This window comes from Mycobacterium sp. IDUB_24, from assembly GCF_055419385.1.
The window spans coordinates 92,963-109,334 of the sequence record NZ_JBVAXO010000001.1 but is presented as its reverse complement, the minus strand read 5'-3'; the positions used below and the strand labels follow the sequence as shown (position 1 = coordinate 109,334).

The window sequence follows — 16,372 nt, the reverse complement described above, 5'->3', positions numbered from 1 at the left end:
TAAAGCTGTGCATATGACTCAGGTGCAGAGCGACACCGGCGTGCTCGCCGGTGACGAGCGGATGCTCATCGACGGGGAACTCCAATACACCGGCAGCGGTGCGAAATTCGACGTCATCCACCCCGGCAGCGAACACGTGGCCGGCCAGGCCACCGATGGCACGGTGGCCGACATCGAGCGTGCCGTCGGCGCCGCGAGGCGCGCCTTCGACGAAACGGACTGGAGCCGCGACGTCGACTTCCGCCACCACTGCCTGATGCAGCTGCACGACGCGCTGGACGCCGAGAAGGAACGGCTGCGCCGGGTGCTGGTCACCGAGGTCGGCTGTCCGGTGACCGTCACGGGCTCACAGATCGAGGACCCGATCGGCGAGGTCAAGCACTGGGCCGAGCACGGCAGGAATTTCGAGTACGTCGTCGACAACGGCGTCCACCAGACCCAGCTCGGCCCGGCGCGGCGCAAGATCGCCTACGAGCCGGTCGGCGTCGTCGGCGCCATCACTCCGTGGAACGTCCCGTTCTATCTGAACATCGCCGAGACGGTTCCGGCCCTGATGGCAGGCAACACCGTGGTGCTCAAGCCCGCGCAGCTGACCCCCTGGTCGGGCACTGAGCTGGGCCGCATCGTCGCCGAGCACACCGACATTCCGGCCGGCGTCTTCAATGTCGTGGTATCCAACGCCAACGAGGTGGGCGCCGCGCTGTCGGCGGACCCACGGGTCGACATGATCACCTTCACCGGATCGACCGCCACCGGGCGCGCCATCCTGGCGGCCGGAGCCTCGACCGTCAAGAGGACGATGCTCGAACTTGGCGGCAAGTCCGCACACATCGTGCTCGACGACGCCGACTTCAACTCGGCGCTGCCGATCGCGGCGATGATGGCCTGTGTCATGAGTGGCCAGTCCTGCATCCTGCCCAGCCGGATCCTGCTCCCCCGCAGCCGCTACGACGAGGGCATCGAGCTGCTCAAGGGTGCGATGGAGAACTTCCCGGTGGGCGATCCCTGGACCCCGGGCATCATGCAGGGCCCGCAGATCAGCGCCACTCAGCGCGAGAAGGTGCTCGGGCTCATCAAATCCGGGATCGATTCGGGTGCAAGGCTGGTCACCGGTGGCGGCATTCCGGAGAACCTGCCCACGGGTTACTACACACAGCCCACCCTGCTTGCCGACGTCGATCCCGACTCACAGGTGGCCCAGGAGGAGATCTTCGGGCCGGTGCTGACAGTGACCCCCTATGACTCCGACGACGAAGCTGTCGCCATCGCCAACAACTCCATTTACGGCCTCTCCGGGGAGGTTTCGTCCGGCGACGTGGACCGCGCGTTCGCGATCGCGCGGCGGATCCGGACCGGCAACGTCACCATCAACAGCCGCAGCCACTTCGGCATCAACAGCCCGTTCGGCGGTTCCAAGCAGAGCGGTCTGGGCCGGCGCAACGGTGAAGAAGGCTTCAAGGAGTACTTCGAGTCCAAGACCATCGGCATGCCCGAGTAACAGCGCCGACGGTGCGCGCAGATCGCGATTCCGCGTCGGAACGCGATCTGTGTGCACGCTCGGGAAGGATGACTATGGACGAATTGCAGATCCAGGCCTTGCTGTACCGGTACGCCCGGGCAGTCGATAGCAAGGACTGGGAGCTGTACCGATCGGTGTTCACCGAGGACGCGGTGATCGACTACTCGTCGGCGGGCGCGGTGGTGGGCAGCCGCGATGACGTCGTCGACTGGTTCGCCGCGAACTTCGGGGTGATCCCGTGGAGCATGCACTACATCACCAACGTCGAGGTCCTCGAAAGTGACGGCGATACCGCGACCGTGCGCGCGATGTTCTACAACCCCATGCAGTTGCCGGGGACGGCGGAGCAGAGTGCGTGCGGCGGGTATTACCACCACGAGCTGGTGCGAACGCCTGACGGCTGGCGCAGCCGCAGCCTGCGCGAGGAGAACCTCTGGTTCACCAACCCTCCGGCACAACCCAATTGACCCTGCAGCTATGGCGACAAAACGCGAGTAGATAGCGCCGTACCCGCAGAGTCAACGCAGGGAAAACTAGCCCTCGGCGGCCAACTGGCCGCAGGCGGCGGCAATCTCACGCCCGCGGGTATCACGCACCGTGCACGACACTCCCTTGGCCTGAACACGTTTGACGAATTCCCGTTCGACGGGCTTGGGACTGGCGTCCCATTTACTGCCCGGAGTCGGGTTGAGCGGGATCAGGTTGACATGGACGAGTGCGCCCAGCTTGCTGTGGAGCTTCTTGCCGAGAAGGTCTGCGCGCCAAGGCTGGTCGTTGACATCGCGGATCAACGCGTACTCGATGGACACCCGACGACCGGTGACGTCGGCGTAGTAGCGGGCGGCGTCGAGAACCTCGTCGACGCTCCACCGGTTGTTCACCGGCACCAGCGTGTCGCGTAGTTCGTCGTCGGGGGTGTGCAGCGACATCGCGAGCGTGACACCGAGGCGCTCGTCGGCAAGCTTCCGGATCGCCGGCGCCAGTCCCACTGTCGACACCGTCACCGATCGCGCACTGATCCCGAAACCGTTCGGCGGCGGCGCGATGATGCGCTTCACGGCGGCCAGCACCCGGTTGTAGTTGGCCAGCGGCTCGCCCATGCCCATGAACACGATGTTCGACAGCCGCCCGTCATGTTCCAAACGCATGGCCGACGACGCCGCCCGGACCTGCTCGAGGATCTCGGCGGTGGACAGGTTGCGTTGCAGGCCGCCCTGGCCGGTCGCGCAGAACGGGCAGGCCATGCCGCAGCCGGCCTGCGACGAGATGCACACCGTGTTGCGCTGCGGATAGCGCATCAGCACGGACTCGAAGGTCGTGCCGTCGCCCGCGCGCCACAGCGTCTTGCGGGTCTCCCCCGCGTCGCACTGGATCTGCTTCACCGGATCGATCAGTGTCGGGAACAGGGCCCCGGCCACTTGGTCGCGCACCGCGGCGGGCAGATCGGTCATCTGCTGCGGGTCGGCGATCAGGCGGCCGTAATACTGGTTAGCCAGCTGTTTGGCGCGAAATTTCGGCAGACCCAGCTCGGTGACGGCAGCGATACGGCCGTCCTCGTCGAGGTCGGCAAGGTGCTGCGGCGGCATACCGCGTCGGGGGGCTTCGAAGACCAATTCCTGCTTCATGTCTTTTCCAGTATCAGGCTTGTTCGGCGAGAACGTCGTGAACGGTCCGTTCAACGGTGTCCAGGACGGCGGCGTCCACCCCGGCGCGGCCGCGGACGAACACCGATGCACGGCTGGCAGGCGGCAGCCCCTCGGCCAGACACAGCCCGTCGGGCAGCCGGCCGATCATCGGCAGCAGCGCCACGCCCAGACCAGAGCGCACGGCTGCGAACAGGCCCGCCAGGTTCGCCGATTCGGCGGCGATGCGGTAGTCCGTCGCGCACCGGTCCAGGGTGGCAAAGGTGGGTTCGCGCAATGTGCACGGCTCGGAGAACATCACCACCGGCAACGGCTGATTCGCCGCTGTGGTGAAGCTGCGGCCCGAGATCCACTTGAGCGCAAGCGTTCCGGAGGCATGGGCGGGATCCATTCCGGAACCGTCGAGCATTACGGCGAGGTCTACCAGACCGTGTTCGAGGGCGTCGGCGAGCGTGACGTTGCGGTCGAGACGAAACCGCAGCCGCCAGTTGGGCAACCGCTCGCCCAGCGCCGCCGTGAGGGCGGGCAACATGACGTCGGCGCCGTGCTCGGTGGCACCGATCAGCAGTACCTGTTCCTCGGCCGCACCGAGATCGATCAGCGCCGCATCGTGCGCGGCGAGAATGCCACGGGCGTGACCGAGGACGCGATGTCCCAGTTCGGTGAAGGCGACACCACGGCCGGACCGTTCGACCACGGGACCGCCCACGACGGCTTCGATACGACGCACGTGCTGGCTGACGGCGGACTGCGTCATGTGCAACACCGCGGCGGCGCGGTGAAACCCGCCACAGTCCGCCACCGCAGCCAGGCTGCGCAGCGGTGCGATGTCCAGCACCTGTCCCATGCGATCAAGGTACTCCGATCAGTACTTACGATCAAAGAGCAGGCATTTCCTTCCATTCGCTGAGTTATTCCGCCTTACTGATTAGCATCAACGATCGATCGCGATTGCCGATAATCGTTGGACCGCGCGTACGGGCGTCGCTCACGATGGGACCATGCCGCCCACTCCACTGCGCACGCGAGGAGCAATCCAGCCGATGCCGACGCGCACGGCCGCGACCGTGACGTTCTTCTACGCCCTGGGGTATCCGATCGGGAACCTGGCCGTGCACGCCCTCTCCCCGATGGCGGTGCTGGCTGTTCGTTTCGGGCTGGCGGGGCTGGTCCTCGGCGCCTGGGCAGGGCTGGCCCGGGTCCGCTTCCCCACCGGCCGCAAGCTGTTCCACGTCGCAGTGGCGGGCCTGCTGATGCAGGCTGTGCAGTTCTGCGCGCTCTACGTCGCGATTCAGCATGGTGCGCCGGCGGTGCTGTGCGCGGTGGTCATTGCGATGAACCCGGTGGCGACTGCATTGCTCGCCGCGATGTTCTTGGGTGACCGGTTGACGCCGCGCCGGGTAGCCGCGTTGGTGCTCGGTATCGCCGCAGTGCTGGCCGCATGCGCGACCCGACTGGTCACCTCAGGTGGGATCGACCCGGCAGTGGGGTTGCTGCTGGTGGCGCTGCTCGGCCTGGCCGCAGGCGGGGTCTATCAACAGCGGTTCTGCTCGGATGTCGACTTCCGGGCCTCAACCTCGGTACAGAACGCCGTCGCGTTCATCCCCGCATCGGCGCTCGCGCTCAGCACGCCGATCGAGGTGCACGACGCCACCAAAGCCGCGTTGGCGGTGGCCGGCGTGGTGCTGCTCAACGCCATACTCGGGGTGTCGCTGTACGTGCGGGCCATCAACCTGCACGGCGCCTCAGCGGTCGCGATGCTGTTCTGCGTGATTCCCGCAGTCGCAGGGGTGTTGTCCTGGCTCATGCTCGGCGAGCGGGTGAACATCGGTATCGCCGCGGGACTCGTCCTCGGTGCGATCGCCTGCTGGCTGAACGCATCTGGCGCGCGCAACGAGCGCGGGCTACGCCAGCAGGGTCAGCACGATCCAGCCGACGACGGCGGACGGCAGCATCGCGTCGATCCGGTCCATGATGCCGCCGTGGCCGGGCAGTAGCGTGCCCATGTCCTTGATGCCCAGGTCGCGTTTGACCTGCGATTCCACCAGATCACCGAGCACACCGGTGATCACCAGCAACAGGCCCAGCGGCACGCCCACCCAGGCCGGCTTGTCCAGCAGGAATGCGACCGATAGAACGGCCGCGGCGATGCCGAACACCAGCGAACCGCCGAGACCCTCCCAGGACTTCTTGGGGCTGATCGCCGGGGCCAGCAGATGCTTGCCGAACAGGACCCCTGCGACATAACCGCCGATGTCGGCGAAGACGACCGTCACGATGATGGTGAAAACGCGGGCACCGCCGTGGTCGGCGAAGATGAGCAGCGCGGTGAAGGCCGCGAACATCGGCACCCACGTGGCCAGCAGCACCGTGGCGGCGATATCGCGCAGATAGTTGACCGGTTGCTGATCCAGCCCCTGGCCGACCAGGCGCCACACCATGCAGACGACGATGGTGCCGCCGTAGGCGCCCAGTAGGCCCGCGGCCCCGAACGGCCAGGTCAGCCAGATCATGGCCTGCCCGCCGAGCAACAGCGGCACAGTGGGCAGCGCATAGCCGTGTTCGCGCATTCGCCGGATCACCTCGTGGGTGGCGATGGCGATGGCGACTGCCAGCAGCGGCAGCCACCAGATGGGCGCGAAGAGCAGGGTGCCTATCGCAAGGGCACCGAGCACCACGCCGACGGCGATAGCGGCCGGCAGGTCGCGGCCGGCGCGCGAGGTCTTCTGTGGTGGCTCAGTCTGTGCCACGGGACTTGGGTGCTGAAGGTCGCCTAGACCTCCAGCAACTCGCCTTCCTTGTGCTTGACCAACTCGTCGATCTGGGCGGTGTAGGTGTGGGTGGATTTGTCGAGGTCCTTTTCCGCGCGCCCGACTTCATCCTCGCCGGCCTCGCCGTCCTTCTTGATCCGGCTGAGCTCCTCCATCGCCTTGCGACGGATGTTGCGCACGGACACCTTGGCGTCCTCGCCCTTGGATTTCGCCTGTTTGACCAGGTCGCGGCGGCGCTCCTCGGTGAGCTGCGGGATGGAGATCCGGATGATGTTGCCGTCGTTCGTCGGGTTGACCCCGAGGTCGGAGTTGCGGATGGCATCCTCGATCGGCCTCAGCTGGGATGCCTCGTAAGGCTTGATGACGACGAGGCGCGCTTCGGGAACGTTGATGCTCGCCATCTGCGTGATCGGCGTCATGGACCCGTAGTACTCGATGTTGATCCGGGAGAACATGCCCGGATTGGCGCGGCCGGTCCGAATTGTGGACAGGTCGTCGCGGGCCACACTCACGGCCTTTTCCATCTTCTCTTCGGCGTCGAAGAGAGTTTCGTCGATCACTTCGGGTTCTCCATCGATCTTGCTCCTCGCTTGCGCGGCGGGTCAGGTGGTGGTGACCAGTGTTCCGATCTTCTCACCCGCCACTGCACGGGCGATATTGCCTTCGGTGAGGAGGTTGAACACCAGCATCGGCATCCGGTTGTCCATGCACAAACTGAAGGCGGTGGCATCGGCTACCCGCAGGCCGCGGTCGATGGCCTCGCGATGGCTGACTTCGGTGAGCAGCTCGGCGTTCGGGTCCTCCCGTGGGTCGGCGGTGTAGACGCCGTCGACAGCCTTGGCCATGAGCACCACATCGGCCCCGATTTCCAGGGCGCGCTGCGCAGCCGTGGTGTCGGTGGAGAAGTACGGAAGGCCCATGCCTGCGCCGAAGATTACGACGCGCCCCTTCTCCAGGTGCCGCACGGCCCGCAACGGGATGTACGGCTCGGCGACCTGACCCATGGTGATGGCAGTCTGCACGCGGGTGTCGATGCCTTCCTTCTCCAGGAAGTCCTGCAGCGCAAGGCTGTTCATCACGGTGCCGAGCATGCCCATGTAGTCACTGCGGGTGCGTTCCATGCCACGCTGTTGCAGTTGGGCTCCGCGGAAGAAGTTGCCGCCGCCGATGACGACCGCGACCTGGACTCCGCTTCGCACCACGGCGGCGATCTGGCGGGCCACCTGATGCACGACGTCGGGGTCGAGGCCGACCTGGCCACCGCCGAACATCTCTCCGCCGAGCTTCAGCAGAACCCTTGTATAGAAGGGACGAATGGGTGCTGCGCCCTCGCCGGCGACATTCGGATCCGCCATCGGTCTCCTCGGCACTCCTCGCATGTAGAGAGCCACCCGGGTTACCCCTGGACGGCCTCTCCATCCTGCCCTATGGCGGACGGCACACCTAGTTTGGGTGAACTCCGGAGGACCGAGTGTCGCCGGCGGCACAGGTCAGCCGGTGACTATCCCAGGTGCGCCTGAAGCAACCAGGCCGCCATGGACTTGCGGTCGGCACCTTCGTCGCGGAGGTCCATCCGGGCGAAATCGGCGAAGTTGGCGAATTCCGCTGGCACATGCGCATGGATGCGGGCCGGTCGCACGTCGTCGATCACCCAGTACTTGCCGACGACCTCGCGCAATTCCTCCTCGCTGACCGGATTGGCCGGTCCGGAATCGCCCATCGTCCCCTTGTCGAACACCAGCACGAAGTAGGAGGCGCCGGGTGCGGCCGCCTGCACGATCGACTGCTGGTAGCCCTCGCGAAGTTCGACCGGCATCGAGTGGAACAGAGTCGAATCGACGATCGTCCCGAATCGACCGTCGTAGCCGGTGAACGCGCTGATGTCGGCGACCTCGAAGCTGGCGTTGGTCAGCCCGCGTTTGGCGGCCTCGGCCCGGGCCAATTCGATGGCGGTCGCCGACTGGTCCAATCCGACCGTGGTGAAGCCCCGCTCGGCCAGGTCGAGCGCGGTCGCGGCCTCGCCGCAGCCGGCGTCGAGCACCTCCCCGTGGAACTTTCCCTCGGCGATCAGTGCCGCGATCTCGGGTTGCGGTTCGCCGATGCTCCACGGCGGACGGACCCCGGCAAATTCCGGAGCCTCACCGCGGTAAGCGGATTCGAACATTGCGTCTGACATTTCGCTTGGCGTGGTCATACGTCCGGTATATCAACCTGCTTGATATGTGTCAATATGCTTGATATGAACTCCGATGTGGGCGGCATCCTGGAGGACCAGCCGCTCGGATATTTGATGTATCGCGTGGTCGCGGTGCTGCAGCCACGGGTCGCCGCACAGCTGCAACCGCTGGGCCTCAAACTGCCCGAGTTCGTCTGCCTCCGCATCCTGTCGATGTCCCCAGGCCAGTCCAACGCCGAACTCGCCCGCCACACGAACGTGTCACCACAAGCCATGAACAACGTGGTGCGCGGCCTTCAGGACCGCGGCGTGGTGCGCAGGCCGGCCACCGTCGACTCCGGACGGGCGCTGCCCGCCGAGTTGACCGCCGAGGGTGTCGAATTACTCAAACGTGCCGAATCGGCAGTGCTCGCCGCCGAGGACGAGGTGCTCGACCGCCTCGACCCCGAGCAGCGCCGCGAGCTCAAACGGCTCCTGGCGCACGCGGTCAACTGAGCTGCCTTCAGTTCTGCCGCGCCGAGCAGCGCCGCAGTCGGTAATGTCCCGAGCCGATGAAGATCGTGCTGGCCCCGGACTCCTTCAAGGAGTCGATGACCGCGTCGCAAGCGGTGGCGGCGCTGCGCGAGGGCGTCCGGTCGGTCCTACCCGACGCCGAGTGCATCGGGGTGCCGATGGCCGACGGCGGTGAAGGCACAGTCGACGCCGTTGTCGACGCCCTCGGCGGTGACCGCGTGGCGGTCGAGGTCAGCGACCCACTGGGTCGGCCTACGCGCGCCACCTATGGCTACATCGACGGCCGTCGCCTGGCCGTGATCGAGATGGCCAGCGCCTCCGGCCTGGAGCTGGTGACCCCTTCCGACCGGGATATACTGTGCGCCAGCACATTCGGTGTCGGACAGTTGATCATCTCGGCTCTGGACCACGGCGCGACCGAGTTGCTGATCGGCATCGGCGGTTCGGCGACGAATGACGGCGGGGCCGGCATGCTCACCGCTCTGGGCGTCGCCTTCACCGATGCCGACGGTGCTGCCCTGCCGCCCGGCGGCGCGGCACTGGCACGGCTGCAGCACATCGACGTCTCCGGCCTGGACCCCAGACTGGCCGGTGTCCACGTCCGGATCGCCTCTGACGTGACCGCGCCGCTGCTCGGAACCGATGGCGCCAGTGCGGTTTTCGGACCGCAGAAAGGCGCCGGCCCGGCAGACGTTGCGACCCTCGAATCCGCGTTGACCCGCTTCGTCGAGGTGACCGAGACCTCGCTCGGCCACGCCCGACCCGATCGAGCGGGCGCCGGCGCTGCCGGGGGCCTGGGCTTCGGGCTGATGGAATTCCTTGCGGCCGAATGCGACCCGGGCGTCGAGATGATCGCCCAAACCGTTGGACTGGAACAGGCGTTGACCGGAGCCGACTGGGTGTTCACCGGGGAGGGTGGTGTCGACGCCCAGACCATCTTGGGCAAGACACCGTTCGGCGTCGCCCGGCTGGCCGCGCGCACCGGCGCCAGGGTGGTGATCTTCGGCGGCCGGGTGTCCCCCGGCGCCGAGGTCCTCCTGGCCAACGGCGTGGACAAATTGGTGGCAATCACCGCACCGGGCGTCCCACTGGAACAGGCTCTGCGTGACGGCCCGGCCGCGTTGGCCCGTGCGGCCGCCGAAGTCTGCCGCACGCTCGGGCCAGAGGCCTAGAGGATCGCAGCCGCCACGATCAGCCCGAACGCCAGGTAGGACGCCGTCACGACCAGGACCTGGGGGGTAAATCGTTCGGCGGCGAGCACCCCGCCGATGTCGATCCCTTTGATCGCGCCGACCAGCCGCACCGAAAAGGCCTGGGCCGCAATGCCCACCAACCCGAACACCAGGGTGGTGATCAGCCCCTGGACCAGGTCACCCGACGAGCTGTAGATGGCCAGCACGATGATCAACGACATCGAGACCACGCCGGAGGCCGCCACGGCGGCGGCGTTGGGTCGCCCAGCCTGAACCAGGGTGCGCAACGGGCCCGGGGTGGTCCAGTCGATCACGTAGAAACCCAGGACCATCAGCGCCACACCGACGATCGAGTACAGCACGATGGCCGATACCCCATGGCCGAGGACCGACCAGTAATCGGAGCCGAGCGCAACCAAGGTGGTTGTCATAGGTTATTCCTTCCGGGTCACTGCGGGATGCGGTGTGGCACAAAGGCAGCGCCGTTGTCGGTGACGAGACCGGAGGTCTCGCGGATCCCGAGTCCGGCGGATTCGTCTCCGACGATCCATGCGCCCAACGCCGGGCGCATGTCGTCGAATTGCGGTAGCGGATCGAGCAACTGGTACACGTAGCCCTCCTCGCCGTACACACCGCCGGTCTCGGTTTCGTATCCGGCGCCGACGATGGTGATGTTGGCGCCCTCCCGGCCGAGTTTCGGTTTGCGCACGTACTCGGTCAGCTCATGCGGGTCATCGACGTAGGCCGGCAACAGGTTCGGGTGCCCGGGATACATCTCCCACAGCACCGCCAGGATCGCCTTGTTGCTCAACAGTGTCTTCCACAGCGGCTCCACCCACATGGTGGCGGGCAACTGCTCGATCGCCCGGCGGCCGAAATCGTCGTCGAGCATCCACTCCCACGGATAGAGCTTGAACACCGACGACATGGGAGCTTCCTCCAGGTCGACGAACCGGTCGAGGTCCTGGTCAAATCCGATGTCCTCGATCGCCAGACCCACGGTGCGCAGACCGGCTTCGGCCGCACACTCCTGGAGATAGGCCACGGTCACGTGGTCCTCACCGCTGGTCTCGGCCCCTGACCAGGTGAAGTACGTCTCGGCGCCCGGAAGACGATCACGGATCTCGGTCCAGCGGGCAACCAGTCTCTCGTGCAAGGAGTTCCATTGATCATCGGCCGGGTAGACGTCGGTCTTCCAGTGCCACTGCAGGATCGCCGCCTCGAGCAGTGTGGTCGGGGTGTCGGCGTTGTACTCGAGCAGAACTGGTGGCCGGCGACCGTCGTAGCGCAGGTCGAAGCGGCCGTACAGGTGTGGATCACTGCGCCGCCACGACTTCTCGATGTGCTCCCAGCTCCATTCGGGAAGCCCGAAGTCGCGATAGCGGCCGGTCAGCACGACGTGCTCGACAGCCTCCAGGCACATCGAGTGCAGCACCTCGACGGAAGCCTCGATCGACAGCACCTCGTCCATGTCGAAGACGTAGTGCACCGATTCATCCCAGTACGGGCGGTCGGCACCGGTCGCGTCACGCGCCGGAGTTCCGTAACACATACCTTGGTCGGCGATGATCTGTTCCCAGCCGAGTCGCGGGGAACTACGTTGACGGCGCATTCAGCTTCCTGAGCTTCCGCCGTAGCTCGATGACGAGCCGAATCCGCCTCGTTTGATCGACGTGCCCGATTTGGTCTTGGCCGTGGTGCCCTTGGGAACCTCCAGGGTGCCACCCCGGGCCACGGTGCCCACCCCGCCGTTGCTGCCGCCGTAGTAATAGCGGTACGGCGAGCCGAGGTAGATGAAAGTGCCCCCTGAACTGCTGTGGCCACTGGAGCAGTACGAGTCGGGCACCACCTCGTTGGAGCCGTCCTTGACGCAACTGGCCGCGATTTCCTCTTTGTGCAGCAAGTGGTAGCCCAGGGCAACCACCCCGACCACACCGACCACGGCCACCGAGCCCATCAGTATCTTCTTGTTGGTAGCGGCCCGCCGTTCGCGCGTCTCCTCCTGCTGCCTGGCCCACTCCTCGGCGGCCTCGCGCTCCTTCTGCATCTTGTCCCGCTGGCGCGCTTCGGCCACGGTCGGGGGCCGCGGCGTCGCGGTACTCGGGTCCTGCCAGCGGATCGAGCCCGGCTTCGGACCCGGCGGGTCGTGACTCATCGAGTGGTTCGGCTCGTTCGGCCCAGACGTCATTCACACCCCCACAGCAGTGACTCCTGCCGGTCATCATAGGAGCACACGGCCGTTGGGGGTCCCGGCACCTGACGTTTATCTGGTCGGAGTGCTATCACTCAGTGGTGGTGGCAGGCCGCCGGAGGTGACGGCGGAACATCCAGCGCCGGGTTGCCGTCGAAGAAACCCACCGGCTTGAGCTTGAAGCCGGTGTAGTGGCAGGGCATCACCGGCCAGTCCTCCGGGCACACGACGTGATGGGCGCCCACCGTGTACCAGAGCACGACGTCGGTGTCCTCCAGCGGCGCGTCATCGGCCACATACTGCGGTAGCCCCTGGGCCTCGGCACACTGATACATGTAGTCCCCCGCCGCGTACAGCTCCCGGGCGTCGTAACGGGTGACCCACAGGTTGTGCTGAACGAATCGGGCCCGGTCGTAGATCACCGACCCTTCCTGCACCATCACCGGGACGATGTCCTTGGGCATCAGCTTGTAGGCCACCGGTGTCCCGAACTCGTTGAGCTTGGACGGGTTGACCACCTTCCAGTACCGGCCGGTCGAGTGCTCCCAGTCGCGTGCACCCTCCGTCTCGGATGCCACCAGGGTGTCCCGGGTGATCCAGGCGTTGTGATGCGGGTTCAGTGCCGGATCCGGTTCGGGAATCGAATCCACCTCGTACACACTGTTTCCCGGGCCGTCGACGCTCATGTCCATCCGGAAGTTGAAGAAGTGCTGATGGTTGGGCCCATACATTCCCGGCGCCACCATCTTGCCCCAGCGCGGCGACTCTCCCCCGACGATCGCCCCGGTGGTCAGCACGCCCGTGAGTTTGACCTCCATCTCGATGGACGCGTCGTTATAGAGATACCAGAAGAAGCCGTACTCGTAGTTGCCCACCGTGCAGATCATCGAGATCACCAGCCGCCGCGACCGCCGCACCTCGACCTCCCCGGTGCGGAAGTCGGTGTGCTTCCAGGAGATACCGAAGTCCTCCTCATGCATGCAGATGGCATTGGGAATGGTGACCGCGTTGCCGCTCGAATCATTGACCGTGCCGTCGAAGTAGAAGATCTCGCCCAGACAGTCACAACCCAGGGTGAGCGGGTTGGCCGAGAAGCCCATCCCCACCTCACCCATGTCGAAGACGTTCTTGTTCCAGTGGGTAGGCGACGAATCTCCGTAGGGCACCACCATTTCCGAAAGCGCCGCCCGGTACATGATGGGCCGAACCGTACCGCGGTCGTTGTAGCTGAGCTCGTGCAGTACCAGGCCCTCACGCGGGTTGAAACCGACCCGCAGCGACCACTTCTGCCACGTGACGTTCCAGCCGTCCACGGTGTAGCTCGGCCCGTCGGGCTGGATGATCTCGATGGTCTTGACGTCGTCACGGAACTGGGTGAATGTGGGCCGATTTTCCCGGGTGAACATGAACTGCTCGGAATAGTTGCCGCCCTTGGACGGTAACGGCACGGCACCGTGGTCCTCGATACCGATGACCTCCATGTTGTCCAGGTCGAAGGTGACGATCAGGCCTTCGACCGGTCGCGCATAGCCGTTCTCCGACGGCGCCGCGCGCATGAAAGTCAGCGGCCGGCAGATCAGCGGCGAGTTCTCGTAATGGTCCTGCGCGCCGTAGTAGCCGGCCGGCCACGGGTCGATCATCGCCAGACTGAAATCGGTGACGCCCCGTTTACGCATGGCCTCCTGCCAGCGGGGGTCTTCTCGCACCTTCTCCTCCACCCCGGTCATGTGCTCGACCAGGTAAGACGGGAATCGGCCGGGAATCGGTGTCCATGAGTCGATGACACGGGCGTCGATGTCCACGATCGCCTCGTAGATCATCTTCGCGGCACCGTCGTACATCGTCACGAACGCCTGGCGCGGAACATCGGTTGTCCCAGCGAAAGACAATGCGGCGGACTTGGCCGGTTCAGCCAGCTGGATCATGACGAACTTCAATGTCGGTGTGGCGTAGTCGGATCCGTTGATGACGGCGGCAGCCGCCTCGATCTCGGCACCGGTCAGTGGGTCGAGCGGATACCGGGTTGCGCCCCCGGTCGATTCGGTCGGGGCCAGGGTGCTGTCCATGGTCATTTGGTTGTGTCCTCCGCTTCAGTCTTGTCGAGGTCGAATACGGCCAGATGCGCCAAGCTGTCGGCCTGCGACACCTTGTGCGCCGAGCGGCGCCCGAAGACGTACACGAGGAGCCCGAGTGCGAACATCCCCAGGCTGATCCCGCCGACCCACGTCATCCAGGTCGCGGTGGGTACGTCGAGCCATGGGGTGACGAATGAGTAGTAGATGCCGCCGATCGTGGCCAAGGTCCCGACCACGACGGTGATCCACACGCCCACCATGCCGCCGGGGATGCGCCAGAATTGTTCGTTCTCATAGCGATCGGAGTACTTCTTGCGGGCCACCACCACCGGGATCAGGAAGAAGAACCCGGACAACAGCCACACCGTGGACAGGCCGCCCTGCAGGTAAACGGTGACATTGGCCATGCTCGACTGCGAGTAGAGCCCGACCAGGATCAGCGACGAGATGACACCCTGGATCAGGATCGCGGTTACCGGGTTGCGGGTGCGCGGATTGAGATGGGTGAAAATGCGCGGCAGATGCCGTTCCAGCCCGGAGACAAAGATGAGCCGTGAGTAGGCGACCTGGTAGGTCATCAGCGCCACGATGATGATCCCCGCCAGCACCACCGCGCAGATCTCCATCAATCCGGGGAAGCCGGCGACGTCCAACATGCCGATTATCCCGGTCACCGGGTCGATCTCGTCACCGGGTAGAGCCATCATGGTGCCGAGCGTGGTCATCAGATAGATCGCCACCAACGCGGCCGAGCCCCACAGGATCATCCGCGGTCCGCTCTTGCGCACCGATAGAAACTCCGCGCCCATGTTGTACGGGGTCTCCACACCCAGCAGGTAGAGCAGCACCGTGCCGTAGAGGAACCCTGCGACGGCGAAGTTGGGGATCGTTGCCTCCGCCCAGCTGAACGGGGTGGCGGAGCCGTGCTCGACGGCGAAGAGCAGTCCGCAGACGAAGATCGTCAGCGTCAGCACGCCGTAGACGACGAAGACCACGTTCATGATGCGTTGGTTGGCAGCCAGTTTCGCCAACGCCAACCCGACCACCGTCCACAGGATCACCAACTGCAGGATGATGGTCGTCATCAGTCCGAGTTCGGTGTGGAAGGCCAGCAGTAGTAACTGCAGCACAATCGCCGGCGAGGATGCGGCGTTGAGGATCACCGGCACCCACGACAGATACCCGCCGATGAATCCCCAGGTTTCACCCATGGTTCGGGTGGCCCAGATGTACACACCGCCCTGCCCGGGCCAGAGGTTGCCGAGTTCCACCACGGCCATGCCCGCCGGGATCAGAAAAGTGAGGATACCTAGCACCCACATCGGGATCGCGGTCCAGCCCCCGCCAGCCATCACCGAGGATCCGGTGACCCAGCAGATGATGAACACGTACGCCGCGGTCAGACCGAACGTGCTCATCACCTTGGGCAGGATCTGCTCCGGCACCAGCTCGGTCGTCATCAGCTTGTCGCGACCCGCCGGTTCCAACTCTGTTGAATTGCTCCTCGCGTGCGAGGCCGCTAACTCTTGGGTCATACACTTTCTCCCAATGCCGTTGGTTCAGTTGACGATTTGTCCGTCTCGCATCCGGACGACACGGCTCGCTTCGTCGGCCACCGTGGGATCGTGGGTGCTCGCGACGACCGTGACGCCCAATGTCGAGCACAGGTCGCGCAGCATGCGCACCACCGTCTCCCCCGTGCGGTGGTCGAGGTTGGCCGTCGGCTCGTCGGCAAGCACCAGTGTCGGACTACTGATCAGCGATCGCGCAATCGCTGTGCGCTGCTGCTCGCCGCCCGACATCTTGGTGGGCTGGTGGTGCACGCGATGGCCGAGGCCCACCATCTCCAGCAGTTCGGTTGCTCTCTTGCGCAACGACTTCCGATCGTAGGGCTCGAACATCAAGGGCAGTTCGACGTTCTCGACCGCGGACAGGAACGGGATCAGGTTGTAACTCTGAAAGATGAAGCCGATGGTGTCGTGACGCAGCGCCGCGAACTGGCTCTCGGTCAGTTGCGCGGTATCCTGCCCGCTGATCACGACGGAGCCCTTCGTGGGACGGTCCAGCCCGCCGATGATGTTGAGTAGTGTGGATTTTCCGCTGCCGCTCGGGCCCATCAGGCAGACGAACTCCCCAGGCAGCACCCGGAGTTCGGCGGCAACGAGGGCCTTGACCACCTCGTCGCCGAGCTTGTGCAGTTTCCAAACGTTGCTGACCTCGATCACGGGCTTCTTGGGCACCTCCGCATCGCCCAAGCCGGCCGTGACGGTGTCGTCGAGTGCAGTCATGAT

General features: G+C 65.4%; 17 protein-coding genes. 5 read left to right on the top strand and 12 right to left on the bottom strand.

Going from position 1 to position 16,372, the window contains the following annotated elements; translation table 11 throughout:
• The first annotated feature begins 13 nt into the window (after positions 1-13).
• Both ACZYZF_RS00515 and ACZYZF_RS00510 read left to right on the top strand, forming a co-directional pair.
• A complete protein-coding gene (locus ACZYZF_RS00515; protein WP_463834275.1) occupies positions 14-1,498 on the top strand; it encodes an aldehyde dehydrogenase family protein in 1,485 nt (494 codons plus the stop codon).
• A 68-nt stretch (positions 1,499-1,566) separates the two neighbouring features.
• The gene (locus ACZYZF_RS00510) at positions 1,567-1,986 is read left to right on the top strand and encodes a nuclear transport factor 2 family protein (RefSeq protein ID WP_463745406.1); all 420 of its coding nucleotides are present in this window, start codon (positions 1,567-1,569) and stop codon (positions 1,984-1,986) included.
• A gap of 66 nt (positions 1,987-2,052) precedes the next feature.
• Here ACZYZF_RS00510 and rlmN read toward each other — a convergent pair whose 3' ends face one another.
• Together rlmN and ACZYZF_RS00500 are read right to left on the bottom strand one after the other, a co-directional pair.
• Positions 2,053-3,144 (bottom strand): dual-specificity RNA methyltransferase RlmN, encoded by a 1,092-nt coding sequence (rlmN, locus tag ACZYZF_RS00505; RefSeq protein ID WP_463745405.1) that lies wholly within the window; start codon positions 3,142-3,144, stop codon positions 2,053-2,055.
• Between the two features lie 13 nt (positions 3,145-3,157).
• The gene (locus ACZYZF_RS00500; RefSeq protein WP_463745404.1) at positions 3,158-4,009 is read right to left on the bottom strand and encodes a LysR family transcriptional regulator; all 852 of its coding nucleotides are present in this window, start codon (positions 4,007-4,009) and stop codon (positions 3,158-3,160) included.
• A gap of 196 nt (positions 4,010-4,205) precedes the next feature.
• Here ACZYZF_RS00500 and ACZYZF_RS00495 point away from each other — a divergent pair, with 196 nt between their 5' ends.
• Complete coding sequence (locus ACZYZF_RS00495) at positions 4,206-5,159, top strand: DMT family transporter (protein WP_463745403.1); 954 nt, start codon at positions 4,206-4,208, stop codon at positions 5,157-5,159.
• Here the strand turns inward: ACZYZF_RS00495 and ACZYZF_RS00490 are convergent.
• The 4 genes from ACZYZF_RS00490 to ACZYZF_RS00475 form a co-directional block, all read right to left on the bottom strand.
• Positions 5,067-5,912, bottom strand: a complete 846-nt coding sequence (locus ACZYZF_RS00490) for a phosphatidate cytidylyltransferase (protein WP_463745402.1) — start codon at positions 5,910-5,912, stop codon at positions 5,067-5,069. The genes ACZYZF_RS00495 and ACZYZF_RS00490 overlap by 93 nt on opposite strands.
• A gap of 23 nt (positions 5,913-5,935) precedes the next feature.
• Entirely contained in the window at positions 5,936-6,493 is a 558-nt protein-coding gene (gene frr, locus ACZYZF_RS00485; protein WP_463745401.1) for a ribosome recycling factor, read from the bottom strand.
• 42 nt (positions 6,494-6,535) lie between these two features.
• On the bottom strand, positions 6,536-7,288 hold the full coding sequence (pyrH, locus tag ACZYZF_RS00480) for a UMP kinase (protein ID WP_463745400.1): 753 nt from the start codon (positions 7,286-7,288) through the stop codon (positions 6,536-6,538).
• A 146-nt stretch (positions 7,289-7,434) separates the two neighbouring features.
• Positions 7,435-8,127 carry a class I SAM-dependent methyltransferase gene (locus ACZYZF_RS00475; protein WP_463745399.1) on the bottom strand — a complete coding sequence of 231 codons (693 nt, stop codon included), beginning with the start codon at positions 8,125-8,127 and terminating at the stop codon, positions 7,435-7,437.
• A 45-nt stretch (positions 8,128-8,172) separates the two neighbouring features.
• Between ACZYZF_RS00475 and ACZYZF_RS00470 the strand changes: the two genes are divergently transcribed.
• Both ACZYZF_RS00470 and ACZYZF_RS00465 read left to right on the top strand, forming a co-directional pair.
• The gene (locus ACZYZF_RS00470) at positions 8,173-8,604 is read left to right on the top strand and encodes a MarR family winged helix-turn-helix transcriptional regulator (protein WP_463745398.1); all 432 of its coding nucleotides are present in this window, start codon (positions 8,173-8,175) and stop codon (positions 8,602-8,604) included.
• A gap of 56 nt (positions 8,605-8,660) precedes the next feature.
• Positions 8,661-9,794, top strand: coding sequence for a glycerate kinase (locus ACZYZF_RS00465; protein ID WP_463745397.1), 1,134 nt, complete (start codon positions 8,661-8,663; stop codon positions 9,792-9,794).
• Here the strand turns inward: ACZYZF_RS00465 and ACZYZF_RS00460 are convergent.
• The 6 genes from ACZYZF_RS00460 to ACZYZF_RS00435 all read right to left on the bottom strand — a co-directional run bounded on the left by ACZYZF_RS00460 (position 9,791) and on the right by ACZYZF_RS00435 (position 16,369).
• A complete protein-coding gene (locus ACZYZF_RS00460) occupies positions 9,791-10,246 on the bottom strand; it encodes a DUF350 domain-containing protein (RefSeq protein ID WP_463745396.1) in 456 nt (151 codons plus the stop codon). The two genes, ACZYZF_RS00465 and ACZYZF_RS00460, sit on opposite strands and share 4 nt — an antisense overlap.
• Before the next feature lie 17 nt (positions 10,247-10,263).
• Positions 10,264-11,427 carry a glutathionylspermidine synthase family protein gene (locus ACZYZF_RS00455; protein WP_463745395.1) on the bottom strand — a complete coding sequence of 388 codons (1,164 nt, stop codon included), beginning with the start codon at positions 11,425-11,427 and terminating at the stop codon, positions 10,264-10,266.
• Positions 11,428-11,934: a hypothetical protein gene (locus tag ACZYZF_RS00450; RefSeq protein WP_463745963.1), complete on the bottom strand. Its 507-nt coding sequence runs from the start codon at positions 11,932-11,934 to the stop codon at positions 11,428-11,430.
• Between the two features lie 167 nt (positions 11,935-12,101).
• Complete coding sequence (locus tag ACZYZF_RS00445) at positions 12,102-14,078, bottom strand: primary-amine oxidase (protein ID WP_463745394.1); 1,977 nt, start codon at positions 14,076-14,078, stop codon at positions 12,102-12,104.
• Entirely contained in the window at positions 14,075-15,616 is a 1,542-nt protein-coding gene (locus ACZYZF_RS00440) for an APC family permease (RefSeq protein WP_463745393.1), read from the bottom strand. Before ACZYZF_RS00440 ends, ACZYZF_RS00445 begins: the two co-directional genes overlap by 4 nt.
• A gap of 24 nt (positions 15,617-15,640) precedes the next feature.
• Positions 15,641-16,369 carry an ABC transporter ATP-binding protein gene (locus tag ACZYZF_RS00435; protein ID WP_463834274.1) on the bottom strand — a complete coding sequence of 243 codons (729 nt, stop codon included), beginning with the start codon at positions 16,367-16,369 and terminating at the stop codon, positions 15,641-15,643.
• Positions 16,370-16,372 lie beyond the last annotated feature (3 nt).

Coding starts and splice junctions, on each gene's coding strand:
- ACZYZF_RS00515 (WP_463834275.1), top strand. CDS start 14: ATGACTCAGGTGCAGAGCGACACCGGCGTGCTCGCCGGTGACGAGCGG.
- ACZYZF_RS00510 (WP_463745406.1), top strand. CDS start 1,567: ATGACTATGGACGAATTGCAGATCCAGGCCTTGCTGTACCGGTACGCC.
- rlmN (WP_463745405.1), bottom strand. CDS start 3,144: ATGAAGCAGGAATTGGTCTTCGAAGCCCCCCGACGCGGTATGCCGCCG.
- ACZYZF_RS00500 (WP_463745404.1), bottom strand. CDS start 4,009: ATGGGACAGGTGCTGGACATCGCACCGCTGCGCAGCCTGGCTGCGGTG.
- ACZYZF_RS00495 (WP_463745403.1), top strand. CDS start 4,206: ATGCCGACGCGCACGGCCGCGACCGTGACGTTCTTCTACGCCCTGGGG.
- pyrH (WP_463745400.1), bottom strand. CDS start 7,288: ATGGCGGATCCGAATGTCGCCGGCGAGGGCGCAGCACCCATTCGTCCC.
- ACZYZF_RS00475 (WP_463745399.1), bottom strand. CDS start 8,127: ATGACCACGCCAAGCGAAATGTCAGACGCAATGTTCGAATCCGCTTAC.
- ACZYZF_RS00470 (WP_463745398.1), top strand. CDS start 8,173: ATGAACTCCGATGTGGGCGGCATCCTGGAGGACCAGCCGCTCGGATAT.
- ACZYZF_RS00465 (WP_463745397.1), top strand. CDS start 8,661: ATGAAGATCGTGCTGGCCCCGGACTCCTTCAAGGAGTCGATGACCGCG.
- ACZYZF_RS00460 (WP_463745396.1), bottom strand. CDS start 10,246: ATGACAACCACCTTGGTTGCGCTCGGCTCCGATTACTGGTCGGTCCTC.
- ACZYZF_RS00455 (WP_463745395.1), bottom strand. CDS start 11,427: ATGCGCCGTCAACGTAGTTCCCCGCGACTCGGCTGGGAACAGATCATC.
- ACZYZF_RS00445 (WP_463745394.1), bottom strand. CDS start 14,078: ATGACCATGGACAGCACCCTGGCCCCGACCGAATCGACCGGGGGCGCA.
- ACZYZF_RS00440 (WP_463745393.1), bottom strand. CDS start 15,616: ATGACCCAAGAGTTAGCGGCCTCGCACGCGAGGAGCAATTCAACAGAG.
- ACZYZF_RS00435 (WP_463834274.1), bottom strand. CDS start 16,369: ATGACTGCACTCGACGACACCGTCACGGCCGGCTTGGGCGATGCGGAG.